This is a genomic window from Pseudomonas sp. zfem003 (genome assembly GCF_032621675.1).
GTDB lineage: Bacteria > Pseudomonadota > Gammaproteobacteria > Pseudomonadales > Pseudomonadaceae > Metapseudomonas > Metapseudomonas otitidis.
Window position 1 is genome coordinate 116,772 of record NZ_JAVYJG010000006.1, and the last position, 15,591, is coordinate 132,362.

At 68.6% G+C, this 15,591-nt stretch carries 16 protein-coding genes; 12 read left to right on the forward strand and 4 right to left on the reverse strand.

The window, feature by feature from the left end; translation table 11 throughout:
• The first annotated feature begins 187 nt into the window (after positions 1-187).
• The 7 genes from RTK35_RS14570 to RTK35_RS14600 all read left to right on the forward strand — a co-directional run bounded on the left by RTK35_RS14570 (position 188) and on the right by RTK35_RS14600 (position 6,947).
• A complete protein-coding gene (locus RTK35_RS14570; protein WP_316908310.1) occupies positions 188-1,009 on the forward strand; it encodes a molybdenum cofactor biosynthesis F family protein in 822 nt (273 codons plus the stop codon).
• Positions 1,002-1,796: an SDR family oxidoreductase gene (locus tag RTK35_RS14575; protein WP_316908312.1), complete on the forward strand. Its 795-nt coding sequence runs from the start codon at positions 1,002-1,004 to the stop codon at positions 1,794-1,796. The genes RTK35_RS14570 and RTK35_RS14575 overlap by 8 nt, the downstream gene beginning before the upstream one ends.
• Complete coding sequence (locus RTK35_RS14580; protein ID WP_044412165.1) at positions 1,793-2,557, forward strand: SDR family oxidoreductase; 765 nt, start codon at positions 1,793-1,795, stop codon at positions 2,555-2,557. The genes RTK35_RS14575 and RTK35_RS14580 overlap by 4 nt, the downstream gene beginning before the upstream one ends.
• Positions 2,558-2,699: 142 nt before the next feature.
• Complete coding sequence (locus tag RTK35_RS14585; protein WP_044412168.1) at positions 2,700-3,683, forward strand: helix-turn-helix transcriptional regulator; 984 nt, start codon at positions 2,700-2,702, stop codon at positions 3,681-3,683.
• An 87-nt stretch (positions 3,684-3,770) separates the two neighbouring features.
• Entirely contained in the window at positions 3,771-4,640 is an 870-nt protein-coding gene (locus tag RTK35_RS14590) for a transporter (RefSeq protein ID WP_142015856.1), read from the forward strand.
• Positions 4,624-5,841, forward strand: coding sequence for an MFS transporter (locus tag RTK35_RS14595; protein ID WP_410478669.1), 1,218 nt, complete (start codon positions 4,624-4,626; stop codon positions 5,839-5,841). Before RTK35_RS14590 ends, RTK35_RS14595 begins: the two co-directional genes overlap by 17 nt.
• Positions 5,838-6,947, forward strand: a complete 1,110-nt coding sequence (locus tag RTK35_RS14600) for a class II histone deacetylase (RefSeq protein ID WP_316908315.1) — start codon at positions 5,838-5,840, stop codon at positions 6,945-6,947. Before RTK35_RS14595 ends, RTK35_RS14600 begins: the two co-directional genes overlap by 4 nt.
• Before the next feature lie 214 nt (positions 6,948-7,161).
• Here RTK35_RS14600 and feaR read toward each other — a convergent pair whose 3' ends face one another.
• The gene (gene feaR / locus RTK35_RS14605; protein ID WP_316908316.1) at positions 7,162-8,106 is read right to left on the reverse strand and encodes a transcriptional regulator FeaR; all 945 of its coding nucleotides are present in this window, start codon (positions 8,104-8,106) and stop codon (positions 7,162-7,164) included.
• A 278-nt stretch (positions 8,107-8,384) separates the two neighbouring features.
• Here feaR and RTK35_RS14610 point away from each other — a divergent pair, with 278 nt between their 5' ends.
• Positions 8,385-8,639, forward strand: a complete 255-nt coding sequence (locus tag RTK35_RS14610; RefSeq protein WP_282888038.1) for a type II toxin-antitoxin system RelE family toxin — start codon at positions 8,385-8,387, stop codon at positions 8,637-8,639.
• Positions 8,623-8,949, forward strand: a complete 327-nt coding sequence (locus tag RTK35_RS14615; protein WP_236210755.1) for a helix-turn-helix domain-containing protein — start codon at positions 8,623-8,625, stop codon at positions 8,947-8,949. Before RTK35_RS14610 ends, RTK35_RS14615 begins: the two co-directional genes overlap by 17 nt.
• 50 nt (positions 8,950-8,999) lie before the next feature.
• On the opposite strand, the gene RTK35_RS14620 is transcribed toward RTK35_RS14615, so the two are convergent.
• Complete coding sequence (locus tag RTK35_RS14620) at positions 9,000-9,188, reverse strand: hypothetical protein (RefSeq protein ID WP_316908317.1); 189 nt, start codon at positions 9,186-9,188, stop codon at positions 9,000-9,002.
• A 133-nt stretch (positions 9,189-9,321) separates the two neighbouring features.
• Between RTK35_RS14620 and RTK35_RS14625 the strand changes: the two genes are divergently transcribed.
• A complete protein-coding gene (locus tag RTK35_RS14625) occupies positions 9,322-10,284 on the forward strand; it encodes an ATPase (protein ID WP_316908318.1) in 963 nt (320 codons plus the stop codon).
• 165 nt (positions 10,285-10,449) lie between these two features.
• On the opposite strand, the gene RTK35_RS14630 is transcribed toward RTK35_RS14625, so the two are convergent.
• Both RTK35_RS14630 and RTK35_RS14635 read right to left on the reverse strand, forming a co-directional pair.
• On the reverse strand, positions 10,450-11,031 hold the full coding sequence (locus tag RTK35_RS14630; RefSeq protein WP_316908319.1) for a DUF3156 family protein: 582 nt from the start codon (positions 11,029-11,031) through the stop codon (positions 10,450-10,452).
• Positions 11,012-12,511: an APC family permease gene (locus tag RTK35_RS14635; protein WP_316908320.1), complete on the reverse strand. Its 1,500-nt coding sequence runs from the start codon at positions 12,509-12,511 to the stop codon at positions 11,012-11,014. Before RTK35_RS14635 ends, RTK35_RS14630 begins: the two co-directional genes overlap by 20 nt.
• Before the next feature lie 396 nt (positions 12,512-12,907).
• On the opposite strand from RTK35_RS14635, the gene RTK35_RS14640 reads away from it, so the two are divergent.
• Positions 12,908-14,236: a hypothetical protein gene (locus RTK35_RS14640; protein ID WP_316908321.1), complete on the forward strand. Its 1,329-nt coding sequence runs from the start codon at positions 12,908-12,910 to the stop codon at positions 14,234-14,236.
• 318 nt (positions 14,237-14,554) lie between these two features.
• A complete protein-coding gene (dctP, locus tag RTK35_RS14645; protein WP_044412197.1) occupies positions 14,555-15,550 on the forward strand; it encodes a C4-dicarboxylate TRAP substrate-binding protein DctP in 996 nt (331 codons plus the stop codon).
• The last annotated feature ends 41 nt before the right edge of the window (positions 15,551-15,591 follow it).

The following is a 15,591-nucleotide window of genomic DNA, read 5'->3' on the forward strand; positions in this document are numbered from 1 at the left end:
GGCTCCGTCCATTGGAACTGGGAGGACGGAGCCTGCCGGGTTGGGCAAGGGCGATTCCATCAGGCGCTTCCGATAGCCGTGTACGGCCGCGCCACTGGACGGTGTCAACCGCCCTCAACCATCCGGTTGATACCCGCCCCGCCCGCCAGCGCGGACCATGGAGGCTCCATTGAACAAGGAGCTTCCCATGACCGCATCAACCGACTGGATCACCGTAGGCGCGCTGGCCGAGGGCTTTGCCCCGGGGGCGTTCATCCTGCCCAACCTGGCCGACCTGGATGGCCGCCGCTTCGAGCTGGTGTTCGAGAACGGCTGGCGCATCGACCACGTCTTCGCCGAGGGCCAGCTGGACTGGGCGCTGGCCGACGGCAGCGCCAGCGGGCGCTCGCCCTACCGCGCCACGTCGGTGCGGCCGGGGCTGTACCTGGTGGACTTCATCAAGCACGAGAACAGCCAGGCCTGGTCGGTGAGCCTGGTGCTGGACACCCTCAGCCGGTCCTTCACCGCGGTGCTCGGCCAGTTGCCCCAGCGCGAGGCCACCGAGCAGGGCCTGTACCGCCGGGCGCTGGAAGGGCGCGACCTCACCGACGTGTCCGTGCAGTTCCTCCACGGCACCCTGGACCGCCCCTGGGAGCCGGGCGCCTGCCCCCACGCACCGACCGCCGAGCTGGTGGGCCTGCGCAACCGCTACCGCTACAGCCCCACCGAGGTCTACGAGCACATCTACCTCAACGAGCAGTTCTACACCTGGCAATGCCTGGCCGGCGTCGAGCAGGGCCTGTGCGACACCGACCGCTGCCACTACTACCGCATCGCCGATGAGCTCTACCTGTTCGTCTGGCGGGAGAAGATCGTCCCCACCCTGGGGCTGGTGATGATCGACCTGAAGGCCCACCGCAGCGACGGCAAGATCTTCGGCTATGCCGATGCCGACTTCGCCGCCCTCTCCAACTTCCCGGTGAGCTCCCACTGCGACGTGCTCAACCGCACGGTGTACGGCGATGCGTGAGCGCACCGTCCTCATCACCGGGGCCGGCACCGGCATCGGCGAGGCCTGTGCCCGGCGCCTGGCCGAGGACGGCGCCCAGCTGGTGCTGGTGGGGCGCCGCCGTGAGCCGCTGGAGCGGGTCGCCGCGGCCACCGGCGGCCTGGTGCTGGTGGGCGATGCCGCCAGCAGTGCGGACTGGGCAGGCTTCGTCGAGCGCGTAAAGGCGCGCTTCGGCGGGCTCGATGCGCTGATCGCCTGCGCCGGCGGCCACGGCCTGGGCAGCGCGACCCAGACCGACGACGAGGCCTGGAACGGCGCCCTGCACAGCAACCTCGGCAGCGCCTTCCAGAGCGCCCGCGCCTGCCTGCCGCTGCTGCTGGAGCGGCGCGGCAGCATCGTCCTGCTCGGCTCCATCGCCTCCCTCGCCGCCGGCCCCGAGGTGTGCGGCTACACCACCGCCAAGCACGCCCTGCTGGGCCTGACCCGCTCGCTCGCGCGGGACTACGGCCCCCACGGCGTGCGGGTGAACTGCGTGTGCCCGGGCTGGGTGCGCACGCCCATGGCCGATGCCGAGATGCAGCCGCTAATGGCCCATTACGGCGAGGACCTGGACAGCGCCTACGCCCGCGTCACGGCGGACGTGCCGCTGCGCCGGCCGGCCTGGCCGGAAGAGATCGCCGCGCTGTGCCGCTTCCTGGTCAGCGACGAGGCCTCGATCATCACCGGCGCGACCCTGGTGGCCGATGGCGGCGCGACGGTGGTGGACGTCCCCACCCTGGCCTTCGAGCGCCTGGGCGGTGCGTCATGAGCGGCGCCTTCAGCGGCAAGACGGTGCTGGTCACCGGCGGCGCCCAGGGCATCGGCCTGGCCATCGTCGAGGCCTTCTCGGCAGCCGGGGCGGAGGTGCTGATCGTCGACCTCCAGGCCGCACCGGCCGAGGCCGTGGCCGCCCGGTTGCGGGACCAGGGCCGGGCAGCCCGCGCCTACGCGGTGGACCTGGCCGAGCGCCGCGCCATCGAGGCGCTGATGGCCGGGCTGGAGCGCCTGGACGTGGTGGTGCACAACGCCGCCTACTTCCCCCTCACGCCCCTGGAGCAGCTGGACGAAGCCCGGCTGGCGCGCACCCTGGCAGTCAACCTCGGCGCGCTGTTCTGGCTCGCCCAGGGCGCCCTCCCGCTGCTGCGCCGGGCCGGGGGCGGCAGCCTGCTGGTGACCTCCTCGGTCACCGGCCCACGCGTCGCCTACCCGGGGCTGACCCACTACGCCGCGTCCAAGGCCGGGGTCAACGGCTTCATCCGCAACGCAGCCCTAGAACTGGCGGGCGACCGGGTGCGGGTGAACGGCGTGGAGCCGGGGATGATCCGCACCCCGGCGATGGCCAACCTGGGGGACGCCGGCCATGCCGCGGCCATCGCCCGCAGCGTACCGCTCGGGCGCCTGGGGGAGCCGGCCGACATCGCCGGCGCCATGCTGTTCCTGGCCTCCGAGCAGGCCGCCTACATCACCGGCCAGACCCTGGTGGTGGACGGCGGCGCCACCCTGCCGGAAGCCCCCGGCGCGTTCGTCTGAACACCCCCACCATCCTGCATTTGCAGGATGGTGGGGCCTGCCGGCGCTGGGGATACTGGCGCCATGGCCCTGCCCCGTCGTCCCGACACCGGCCGCCCACTGATGACTACAAGAACAACAAAGTCGCAGCGAGGTGCTTTGCATGTCCGCACTCACCGATATCCAGATCACGCCCCGGCAGATCGGCGCCTACAACGCCCTGCTGCTGGACCTCACCCGCCTGGCCCAGGAACGCGCCATGCAGCGCTTCCACGCCGGCGTGCTGTCGCGCCTGCGCCAGCTGATCGACTTCGACAAGGCCTGGTGGGGCCGTGCCGCCCTGATCGACGGCCTGCCCTGCGAGCACAGCACCCAGCTCTACAACCTGCCCAGCCATTACCTGGCGGACTGGCAAACCATCCGCGACCAGGACCCGACCGTGCAGCGCACCCACGCCGACCCGGGCCATTCGGTGATCATCGACACCCAGTCCGACGCCAGCTCCCCCGGCCTGCGCTGGCTGGGCCAGCGCCACGGCTTCCGCGAGCTGCTCTGCGGGGTGCACATGGACCCGCAGAGCCGCCTCAGCGTGCACTTGGCGCTCTACCGCCGCGAGGGGGCTGCGCCGTTCAACGCCCAGGAGCGTTTCCTCTTCGACCTGTGCATGCCGCACCTGGTGGCCGCCGAAGGGCTGAACCAGCTGCGCAGCCTGGTCACCCACCGGGAAAGCCTCGAAGGCCCCACCGCCACGGCGCTGGCGGTGGGCGACCGGCACGGCCTGCTGCACTACGCCGAGCCCGGTTTCGTCGACCTGCTGCTGGGGGAGTGGCCGCAGTGGAACGGGCCGCAGCTGCCGGACGAGGTCAGGCCCGAGGGCTTCAGCGGGCGCAACCTGTGCCTGCAGTCCAAGCAGGTCGGCGACCTGTTCCTGCTCAGCGCCCGTCGCACACCGGCAATGGCCCGCCTCAGTGCCCGCGAAGCGGAGATCGCCCAGCGCTTCGGCAGCGGCCGCACCTACAAGGAAATCGCCCGTGAGCTGGGCGTGGCGCCCAACACCGTGCGCCATCACATCCGCAGCATCTACGACAAGCTCGGCGTGAACGGCAAGGCCGGCATCAGCCAGCTGCTGCACCGCGCCCCGGGCTGACGCCCGCCCCTCCCCCTGTCTGCTCCACCTGCCGGCCCGCCCGGCGGGACGGAGCCCCTTTGCCCACCACAATCCGAGGACCGCCCCATGCTTGCCCGCCGTACTCCGCTCCTGCTCGCCCTCGCGCCCCTGGCGCTGGCCGCCCCGGCCCATGCCGCCGACCTCAACGCGCGGGACTTCGTCTCCGCCCCGGTCGGCACCGTGCTCGGCGTCGGCTACCTGCCCATGACCCGCGCCAGCGAATTCCACGGCCCCGGCTCCAGCGGCAAGGCCGACCTGGCGGTGAACGCCTTCGCCTGGCGTCAACTGATATTCACCGACCTCTGCGGCACGCTGTGCACGCCGCAGTTCATCGTCTCCTACGCCGACATCGACATCCGCACGCCGGGCAGCGCCAGCCGCAGCTCGGAACGCGGCCTGGGCGATCCCCAGGTGGGCGGCACGCTGTTCTTCATCAACGACCCGCAGCGCCGCACCTACAGCGGCCTGCTGACCATGCTCAGCGTGCCCCTGGGCGAGTACCACGGGCGCAACCCCGATGCCTCCCCCGGTGCCAACCGCTGGGCCCTGCACCTCAACTACAACTACACCCAGGGCATCGGCGAACGCTGGATGCTCGAAGCCAACCTGGAGACCCAGCTCTACGGCAAGAACGACGACTACTTCGGTCAGGACCTGGAACAGAAACCGCTCTATCGCCTGCAGGCCTTCGCCTCCTACGACTTCACCCCCAGCACCTACGGCGCCCTGCGCCTGATCCACGCCGACGGCGGCGAACTGGAGCTCAACGGCCGGACCCTGGACGACACCCACCAGCGCTACAGCCAGGTGGGCTTCGAGGTGGGCCACTGGCTGGACCGGCAGAACCAGGTGCTGCTGGGGGTGACCCGCAACGTCGCCACCACCAACGCCTTCGAGCAGAGCAACGTGCTGCTGCGCTATGTCCACGTCTTCTGAGGGCCCCGCCATGACCACACAGGAATCGGCGGGACTGCCTCGCGAGCGTCTCTGCGCCATCGTGCTGTTCGCCGCCGTGGTGCCCCTGGTGCTGATGGCCGCGCCCGCCATCGCCACCCAGCTGGCCCACCAGCTCGGCCTGGGGGCCGCCACCATCGGCCAGCTGTTCTCCATCGAGCTGGCGGCCATGAGCCTGGCCACCCTGCCCGCCTACCTCTGGCAGGCGCGCCTGGACTGGCGCTGGGTGGCACGGGTCGCGGCACTGCTGTTCATCGCCGTCAACCTGGCCTCGGCCTTCATCACCGACAAGGCCTACCTGCCCCTGCTGATGGGCCTGCGCTTCACCAGCGCCCTGGCCGGCGGCACCTTGATGGTGCTGTGCATCGCCAGCGCGGTGGCCAGCGACCAGCGTGACCGGGTCTATGGCTTCTGGCTGATCGGCCAGCTGGTGCTGGGCGCAGTGGGGTTGTGGGTGCTGCCGGTGCTGTTCGCACACATTGGCCTGGCCGCGCTGTACCTCGGGCTGGCCGGGATGATGCTGCTGTGCCTGCCACTGACCCGCGCCTTCCCGGCCGGGATGAAGGCGCCGGAGGCCCGCGTGCAGGCCGCCGCCAGTCCCTCGCGCCTGCGCGCCTGGTGCGGGCTGTTCGCGGTGCTGGCCTTCTACATCGGCCTGAGCGGGGTGTGGACCTTCATCGGCGCCCTGGCCGAACGGGCCGGCGTCGACCCGGACACCACCCGCACCCTGCTGGCGGTGGCTTCGCTGCTGGGCATCGCCGGCTCCACCACCGTCACCCTGATCGGCGGGCGCTGGCCCCGGGGGCTGCCGCTGGTGCTGGGCTACGCCGCCATGGCGGCGTCGGTGCTGCTCCTGCTGGGGCTGCCCGGCACCTTGCGCTTCGCGGTGGCGGCGCTGCTGTTCAAGTACACCTGGACCTTCGTCCTGCCGCTGATCCTGGCCTGCCTGGCCGATCTGGACCGCAGCGGCCGGCTGATGAACAGCGTCAACCTGGTCATCGGCGGCGGCCTGGCCCTGGGCCCCGCCGTCGCCGGGCCGCTGCTGGAAAGCCCGCTGGGCTACAGCGGCATGCTGGCGGTCAGCGCCGGCTGCCTGCTGCTGTCGTTCCTCGCCCTGCACCTGGCGCGTCGCCCCACCGGCGCCGCGCTCACCCCTCTCGATCCCACTGGAGCCACCTCATGAGTCGCCGTACCGCCTTTCTTTCCGATGAACACTGTTTCTGGCACAGCGCAGGCATGCGCGCGCTGACCCTGCCGGTGGGCGGCTGGGTGCAACCGCCGGCCGCCGCCGGGTTCGCCGAATCCCCCGAGACCAAGCGCCGGCTGAAGAACCTGGTGGAGGTGTCCGGGCTTGCCGAGCACCTGCAGATGGGCAGCGCCGCGCCCGCCACCGAGGCGGACCTGCTGCGCATCCACCCGGTGCACTACCTGGAGCGCTTCCGCCAGTTGAGCGATGCCGGTGGCGGCGAGCTGGGCCCGGAAGCCCCGGTGGGCCCGGGCAGCTACGGCATCGCCCTGCGCTCGGCCGGGCTGGCCATCGAGGCGGTGGACCGGGTGCTGCGGGGCGAGGCGGACAACGCCTACGCCCTCTCCCGTCCGCCGGGCCACCACTGCCTGGCGGACCAGGCCATGGGCTTCTGCCTGCTGGCCAACATCCCCATCGCCATCGAGGCGGCGCGGGCGCGCCACGGCATCGAGCGGGTGGCGGTGGTGGACTGGGACGTGCACCACGGCAACGGCACCCAGTCCATCTACGAGACCCGCAACGATGTGCTGACCCTGTCCCTGCACCAGGAGAACTGCTTCCCACCCGGCTACGGCGGCGTGGAGGACCGGGGCATCGGCGACGGGCTGGGTTTCAACCTGAACATCCCGCTGCCGGCCGGCAGCGGGCACGACGCCTACCTGCACGCCATGCGCCGCATCGTGGTGCCGGCGCTGACGCGCTTCCGCCCGCAGCTGATCGTGGTGGCCTGCGGCTACGACGCCAACGCGGTGGACCCGCTGGCGCGCATGCAGCTGCACAGCGACTCCTTCCGGCAGATGACCGCCCTGCTGCTGGAAGCGGCGGACCAGCTCTGCGACGGACGCCTGGTGCTGGTCCACGAAGGGGGGTATGCGGAAGCCTACGTGCCCTTCTGCGGGCTGGCGGCCATCGAGACGCTGGCGGGGGTGAGGACGGCGGTGGAGGACCCGTTGCTGGAGTTCATCGGCCTGCAGCAGCCGGGCGCGGCCTTCGCCGCGTTCCTTGAGCAACAGGTGGAGGCGCTGGCCACGCGCCTGGCCTGATCACCGCTTGCAAACGAAAGCGCCGGGCGGTCCTCGTGGCCGTCCGGCGCTGTGCGTTCAGGGGGCGGCGGACTAGCGACCCTATAGGGCGCTTCTAAAAACGTAGGCGAGGCGGTCAGCGCAAGGCAAAAACAGGCGAAAAAGCGCAGTTTACGTGCGGTAAATGAGCATTTTGAGCCTGTTTTTAACGCCGCGATGACAACGCAGGTAGTTTTTAGAAGTGCCCCATCAGGGCGCTGGCCCGGTACTCCTTCGGCGAACGCTCGAAGTGCTTCTTGAACGAGCGGCTGAAATGCGCCGAGTCGGTGAAGCCCCATTTGTAGGCGATGGCGGTGATGGACTCGCTGCGCAGGGTCGGGTTGGCCAGGTCGGCGGCACTGCGCTGCAGGCGCGAACGCTGGATGTAGCGGCAGACGCTGTCGCCCTGCTCCTCGAACAGCCGGTAAAGGTGGCGCACGGAAATGTTCAGGCGATTGGCCAACCCCAGCGGCGTGAGGTTGGGCTGGGACAGGGAGTCGTCGATCAGCTTCTGCACATAGCTGCGCAGGCTGGCGCCGTGCAGGGGCTCGCTGCTCGGCAACTCCTCGTCGGACTGGGCCATGGCCGGCGCCAGCAGCGAGATGAAGGCACTCTGCATGGCCTCGCGCTCACCCGCCTCACCCGGCCCCTCGCCCTCGCGGCAGAGCTGGTCCATCAGCAGGTGCAACATCTTCCCGCTGGAGCAGCCGGAGGGGATCTTGCCGAAGGTGCGCTGCTTCACCACCTGCTCCACCTCGCGGCGCGGCAGGGACAGCGAGCAATGCTCGATAAGGCCGAAGGGGGTGATCTCGCAGGAGCCCACCGAATCCATCAGCAGCATCTCGCCGGGGGCAAGGTGGATGGCCACGCCGTCCTGGCTGATCTGCGAATGCCCGCTGCGCTGGCTCACCAGGAAGCAGTGCTGGTCGTTGTCGTGGTCGGCCTTGTTCGACGAGCGGGCAATGAGCCCGGCATTGGTGCGCAGGTGCGCCATCGTGAGGCCGGAATGATCACGCAGCGAGATGTCGCCGATGAACAGCGAGCGGTTGAAGGCGATCTGGGTTTCGAACTTCCCACAGATGGCTTGCAGCGCGGCTTTCCAGCCATCCAGACCGTCTTGGGCGGCGAGAGCGGCGTTCATAGGCACCTCCATTGGGGTGGCTGTCTTGTTGTTGTCGGCGAATAGTTAACATGTTATCGATGAAGGCGCAACAGCGGCTCAACGCCACGTCCTGTGCAGGTTTGGCGCCAATCGATGTTGGCCCGTTCAGGGGCTCCCAGCCGAGGGAGCGTGAACGGCACCTGCGGTTGGGAAGACGCGCCATGGAAAGCCGGAACGCCCTTACAACGCCTTCGGCTCGCCTGACAAAAAACACCTGTTACGTTACTTATATTGCTTATATATTGAGTGACGTCGGGATGAATGAGATCCAGTGGACACGGAAGGCCGTCAAGCAACTCCGCAAGATCACCCCCAACGACCAGCGGCGTCTCTATGACGCGGTCCAGGCACTGGCTTTCATGCCGGACGCGCAAAACGTCAAGGCGCTCGTCCATCACGCGTACGGCTACAGGCTGCGCGTCGGCCACTACCGGGTGTTGTTCGACTGGGACGGCGGCATCCAGATCGTGAGTATCGAAGAGGTCAAGAAGCGCGATGAACACACCTACTGATGTGCAGATCATCAACGACGCCGAGGGCAAGCCAGCCTTCGTCGTCATTCCCTACGCCCAGTACATCGCCAGCCACCCGCAAGCCGACCGGGTGCCCAACGAGGTGGTGGGCCACATGGTGAAGGACGGGCTGACGCCGATTGCGGCCTGGCGCCGTCACCTGGGTCTGTCCCAGGCAGAAGTGGCCGCCCGGATCGGGATCAGCCAACCGGCCTACGCGCAGCAGGAGCAAGCCAGCAGGCCGCGCAAGGCCACCCGCGAGAAAATCGCCAGGGCGCTCGGTATCGCGCCGTCACTGCTCGACCTCTGAATGCAGCCCCGGCACGATGGCCGGGGCTCTTCTGAATCGCGTTGACAGCCTCAGCGGGTCAGTACCGCGAGGCCGATCACCAGCAGCACGATCCCGCCGGCGATCAACAGCGCCGGCACTCCCGAGCGGGTCTTGCGCGGGGCACGGCCCTGGCGGTTGCCGGGTACAGCCTGCCCTCCCCGGCCCTTCGGGCGGGCGCTGCCGACGGGCCTGCCGCCCTTGAGCTTGTGCGATGCCATGACTCACTCCTTGTTGAATGCACGAACGCCACGACCCTAGCACCCACCCGGCGCCCACTCCAGCCAACCGTTTGCCGCCACCGCCGGGGCCGGCATAATCGCCGCTCTTGCCTCCAGCCAGGGAACCGCTCGGATGCCCAGCAAAGCCCCCATCACCCGCGCCTACTGCGTCCAACTGGACGAAGTGCTGTCCATCGCCGAAGCCCGGCGGGCGTACTTCTCCCTGCCGGAGCCGCGCAGCCGCTTCGACTTCCTCTGCTCCAACCCCGCCTGCCGTGCGCTGGGCACCAAGGTGACGGCGGCCAACTACGACAAGCAGCCGAACGAGACCTACAAGGCCGCCCACTTCCGCGAGAACCCCCACTCGCCCCATGCCCCCGACTGCGAGTGGATGCGCACCGAGGAGGAGGACGCCGAAGGCCGCCTGCCCGGCGAGAGCGAAGCCGAGGCCCGGCTGCGCCAGGCGCGACGCAAGCTGCACGACTACATCGACGTGTTCGAGCCCCTGGCCGAGCGCCCCGCGGCCGGCCAGGAGCCTGCTGCAGCCACCAAACCCGCACCGAACCCCGCCCCTGCCAAGCCGCAGGAAGGCGCCGGCACGCCCCGCCAGCGCGCCTCCGCCAACCAGCGCACCAGCAGCCTGGAGCGCCTGGTGGAGTGCTACCGGCAGGCACGGCTGGAGCTGTCCGACGAGGACTTCAAGGCCATGCGCCTGCGGGTGGTAGGTGAAGGCGAGATGCCCCTCGCTGCTTACTTCAAGGCCATCCGCTACGCCCGGCTGGGCAATGCCAACCGCGTGCTGCAGGGCGGTGCCTTGCTGGTGGACCGCTACGGCAGCGGCTTCAAGCTGAAGTTCTACGACCGCATCGACAACAAGCCGGTGTTCCTCTACATCGCCAAGGAGCAGATGGACGCCTACCGCTTCCGGGGTTACCTCGACAGCCTGCTGCGGGAAGAGGTGGACTACTTCCGCGTATTCGCCATGGGCGAGCTGGCGCTGTCCCCCAGCGGCAAGAGCATCGACCTGAAGGTGGCGGACCTGCGCCAGCTGGTGCTAATCCCCGGCATGAAGAAGGCCTCTACAGGGCGCCTCTAAAAACTACCTGCGTTGCCATCGCGGCGTTAAAAACAGGCTCGGGCGCGAGTCCGATCAAAATGCTCATTTACCACGCGTAAACTGCGCTTTTTCGCCTGTTTTTGCCTTGCGCTGACTGCCTCGCCTACGTTTTTAGAGGCGCCCTACGGTGACCTGAGCCGGCCCTCAATGCTGCGCCAGCAGCCGCGCCAGTACCTGCAAGGCATCCAGCAGCAAGGCCCGCTGCGGCCCGTCGAGGCGGATGTAGCGACGGAAGGCCGGCATTCGGTTGACCACCTCGCTGGCGCCCATGTGCTCCAGGCGCACCTGCCAGGTGCTGCCCGTGCGTTCCAGCTCCAGGCGCTTGAAATCCAGCGGCATCAGCGCCGCCTTCAGCGCCAGGTCGCTTTCCAAGGCCTGCACAAGCGCCTCCAGCGTCTCGCCCTGGCCCGCCATGCGGCGGATCGCCAGCCCCTCTCGACGTACCAGGCCGGTGTGGCGCAGCGCCAACCGCGCGGGGCCCTCCTCGCGGGACGGCACGTAGAGGGAGAACTCCACCAGCACCAGGTGCATCAACAGCTCGGACTGGGTGCGTTCGCGGGCCTCGAACGGCACCCCGTCCGCCGTCACGAAGCGCGCCAGGCCGGGGCCCAGCGGCTCGCAGTCCAGCCCGGCCAGGTCACGCCGCAGGTGGGCCAGGGTCACCCCCGGGCGGTAGCCCGAGGGTGCGCGGTTCCAGCCCAGCCGGTCAGACAGCCTTTGCAACATGGCCCGGGAACTCCGCAGGGTGAATGCCCGGCTCGTGGCTGAATTCCTTCTCCAGGATCTCCTCCACCGGCACCGGGCGGAACGGGTTCACCCGCTGCACCACCAGGGTCCAGAACAGCGCGTAGGCGGCGGTCAGGCTGAGCATCACGGCAAAGGGCACGTAGACGTCGCTGCGGCTCATGCCTGGCGGGGCGATGAACCACAGGCCGATGAGGATGCCGACGCTGGAGACGATCTGCGGCAGCGGGAAGAACGGCGAGCGGTAGGCACGCGGCAGGTCCGGCCGACGCAGGCGCAGCAGCACCACCGAGATCGTCACCAGCAGGTAGGCCGTGCCCCAGGCACAAACCGCTGCGAGGATCAGCGGCACAATGTTGTCGGCGTTGCCACCCAGGTAGGCCGCGTGGGCGCAGGGAATCAGCATCGCCACGGCAATGCACAGCACCGGGGTCTTGAAGCGCGGGTGCAGGTAGGCGAAGACCTTCGGCAGCGCGCCATCCACCGCCATGCCATAGAGGATGCGCGGCACGCCGGCCATCAGGGTGTTGATGGTGGCCGCCCCGGCGAAGAGGAAGCCGATGCCCAGCCAGATCGGCCCGATGTCGCCCATCACCTGCTGGGCGAAATGCGGGATGGCCATCGGCGTATCCAGCAGGTGCACGCCGGTCGCCTCGTCCAGCAGCACGTTCTCCACCTGGCGCTTCATCGCCGCCCCGTAGATGAACATGCACGAGGCCACGCCACACAGGCCCAGCGCCATGGCACGGGGCATGGTGCGGGCGGAGTTGCGCAGGTCCGGCGCCAGCGGGGTGACGAACTCGCAGCCGACGAACATGAACATCGCCATGCCCACCAGGGACAGCACGGTGACCACATCGGTGCCCACCAGGGAGGCGCCGAACCAGCCGTCCAGCTCGACCGCCGGCGCGGCCAGCACCCCGAGCACGCCGAACACCATCAGCGTGGTCCACATGCCGAAGGTGAGGATCACCTCGGCCTTGCCGAACACGCTGACACCGAAGGCATTGAGGATGCCGAACACCACCACGAAGCCCACGCCCAAAAGCCAGGAACCGCCTGCCGACTCGGCCAGGGTGTTGAGGTGCTCGAAGTTCACCAGCGCCATCACCCCGGAGAGGATGGTTTCGGCGGTGCCGGCGAACACGTGGACGATCAGGTAGGCCGCGATGGTGCCGGTGATGGCGAAGAAGCGCCCCATGCCGCAGGAGATGTAGTCGTACACCGAGCCGGTGGTGGGGATCATCGACGCGGCTTCGGCGAAGGTGGTGGACTGCGCCAGCATCATCACCAGGGCGATCAGCATGGCGATGGCGAAGGCGCTGCCGCCGATGCCGAAGCCCATGGTGGCGGTGAGGATGACCGGGCTGGCCATGATCAGGCCGATGGTACTGGCCAGGGCCGTCGGGAAGCCGACCGAGCCTCGGCTCAGGTGCACGCTGAGCTGTTCATTGAGCGACATGGTGGGTGGACCTCGGAGTCTGTTGTTCTGATTTGTCGTGACACCGGCCTGGCCAGAGCATGAAGGCAACCCCCGTTCCCCTATCAGCCATTCGGCGCATCGCCAGGCCCGTCTGTCGCCCCCACCGGGCTGCGCAAAACCGGCGCAACGGTGCAGGGTCCGGGTCACTTTGCCCCCGCCCCGCGCCAGCGTCTTGCCCCTGCGTGCCGCCCCTCTTGTAGCTGGCTGACATCCGCCAGGCCACGTCCGGCGCGGTCAAGCGCCTGGCAGGGACGGACAAGACGGCCCAGCCCCATCGGCGCACAAATGCCCCCGCCGTCGCCCCGCGCCACGGCATGCCAACCCACCACGGGGCCGACGCCCCGGACGCACAACACCACGCAAGGGAGACACACCATGGGGCACCCGATCCGACCGCACAGGCTGGCACAGGCCATCGCCCTGGGCGCGGCCCTGCTCGCCGCCAGCCAGGGCGCGCGCGCCTACGAGTTCTACGCCGATGAGGACACCCACCTGAACGCCGACCTGCTGGCCGTCTACGGCATGATGAACAGCCGCAAGAACTACGACGGCACCTCCGGCGGCTCCACCTGGCGCGAGGGCTTCATCAAGTACGGCATCAGCGGCACCCAGGGCCTGGCCGGCAACGGCACCCTCTACGGCGCCCTCAACTGGGTCAGCTCGGCCACCTGGGGTGACGGCGACCCGGGCGGCAACACCCTTGGCCGCGAGCGCACCACCAAGATCGAAGACGCCAACCTGGGCTGGCGCTCCGCCGACCTGGTGCCGGTGCTGGGCGAGGACGGCATCGACGTCTCCTTCGGCCGCCAGGTGATCAAGCTGGGCACCGGCTTCCTCATCAACGACGACGGCCCCAACCTCGGCCAGGGCCCGGCCGACGGCGCCCTCGACCGCGGCGGCGCCTACTACATCGCCGCCCGCCACGCCTTCGACCGCACCGCCGTGCTGCGCCTGGGCGGCCAGGACGGCCTGCACGGCAGCGTGCTCTGGCTCAAATCCGACAACCGCGCCCAGGCCGAGACCGAGCTGGCCGCCGGCACCCTCGACTACACCGGCAAGGCCGGCACCCTGGGGCTGACCTGGATCCACGGCCTCGACGTCACCGACCAGTGGGCCAGCGACTTCCAGAAGCAGCGCGAAGGCATGGACATCTACAGCCTGCGCGGCGAAGGCGATGCCGGCATCGAGAACGCCAGCTTCGGCTTCGAATACGCCTGGCAGGACAAGGACGCCGGCCGCGAAACCGCCTGGTACACCGAGGCCGGCTACACCTTCGCCGACGTCGCCTGGGCGCCCAAGCTCACCTACCGCTACAGCCGCTACTCCCAGGACTGGGACTCGATGTTCAACGGCTTCTCCAGCGGCTACGGCACCTGGTTCCAGGGCGAAGTGGCCTCCAACTACGCCGGCCCGTTCAACCGCAACACCGGCATCCACCATGTCGGCCTGAAGGCCAAGCCCCTGGAGAACCTCACCCTCGGCGTCCTGTACTTCGACTTCAACACCCTGGACCGCCACGAGCAGCTCAACCTCGACGGCCGCGAGCTGGACCTGTACCTGGAGTGGGCGGTCAACGACCACCTGCTGATCAGCCCCCTGGTCGGCCTCTACCGCCCCGACCGTGACGAAACCAGCGGTGGCAACCAGGTCGGCGGCAACGGCACCAACGTCTACAGCCAGCTGACCCTGGCCGTGATGTTCTGAGGAAACGGCGCGGAGCGTGCCAGCCGCTCCGCGCCCCTTTATGGCGGGAATCCGCCATCAAGAAGACCGAATATGGCGGTTTTTCGCCACAGCACATCCCACCCCTCACGCACAGCCCAGCGCCCCCGCGCCTTCCCGTCCCGCCACCCCCTGGCACATCCCTTGCTCCACTTGAGGCCGCGAGCCAACAAGAACGACAGTCAAGCCGCGCCCTTTGCACCACCTCCAACCCCGGGGATGGCGCCTAGACTCTCTTGTTGTCTCCAATGGATTGATGGAACGGACGTTCCAGCTCAGAACAACAAGAGGATGCATCTGATGTTCAAACCTGCTCTGAAAGCCCTCGCCTGTGCGCTCGCACTGGGCGCCGCCGGTCTGGCCCATGCGGCTGACCCCATCGTCATCAAGTTCTCCCACGTTGTCGCCGAGCACACGCCCAAGGGCCAGGGTGCGCTGCTGTTCAAGAAGCTCGCGGAAGAGCGTCTGGCCGGCAAGGTGAAGGTCGAGGTCTACCCCAACTCGTCGCTGTTCGGCGACGGCAAGGAAATGGAAGCGCTGCTGCTGGGCGACGTGCAGATGATCGCCCCGTCCCTGGCCAAGTTCGAGCAGTACACCAAGCAGGTGCAGCTGTTCGACCTGCCCTTCCTGTTCAACGACATCCAGGCCGTTGACCGCTTCCAGCACAGCCCCGAAGGGCAGAAGCTGCTCAAGTCCATGGAGAGCAAGAACATCACCGGCCTGGGCTACTGGCACAACGGCATGAAGCAGCTCTCGGCCAACAAGCCACTGCGCGAGCCCAAGGACGCCCGCGGCCTGAAGTTCCGCGTGCAGGCCTCCGCCGTGCTGGAAGAGCAATTCAAGGCCGTGCGCGCCAACCCGCGCAAGATGAGCTTCGCCGAGGTCTACCAGGGCCTGCAGACCGGCGTGGTGAATGGTGCCGAGAACCCCTGGTCGAACATCTACTCGCAGAAGATGCACGAGGTGCAGAAGTACATCACCGAGTCCAACCACGGCGTGCTGGACTACATGCTGATCACCAACACCCAGTTCTGGAACGGCCTGCCGGCTGATGTCCGCAGCGAGCTGGAGAAGATCACCGTCGAAGTCACCGAAGAGGTGAACAAGCAGGCCGAAGCCCTCAACCAGGGCGACAAGCAGCGCATCATCGACGCCAAGACCAGCGAGATCATCGAACTCACCCCCGAGCAGCGCAACGCATGGCGCGAAGCCATGAAGCCGGTGTGGAAGAAGTTCGAAGCCGAGATCGGCCCCGACCTGATCAAGGCCGCCGAGGCCGCCAACCAGGCCCCGTAAGACCACCACGGGTGCGGGCCGCAAGGCCCCGCATCCGTCGT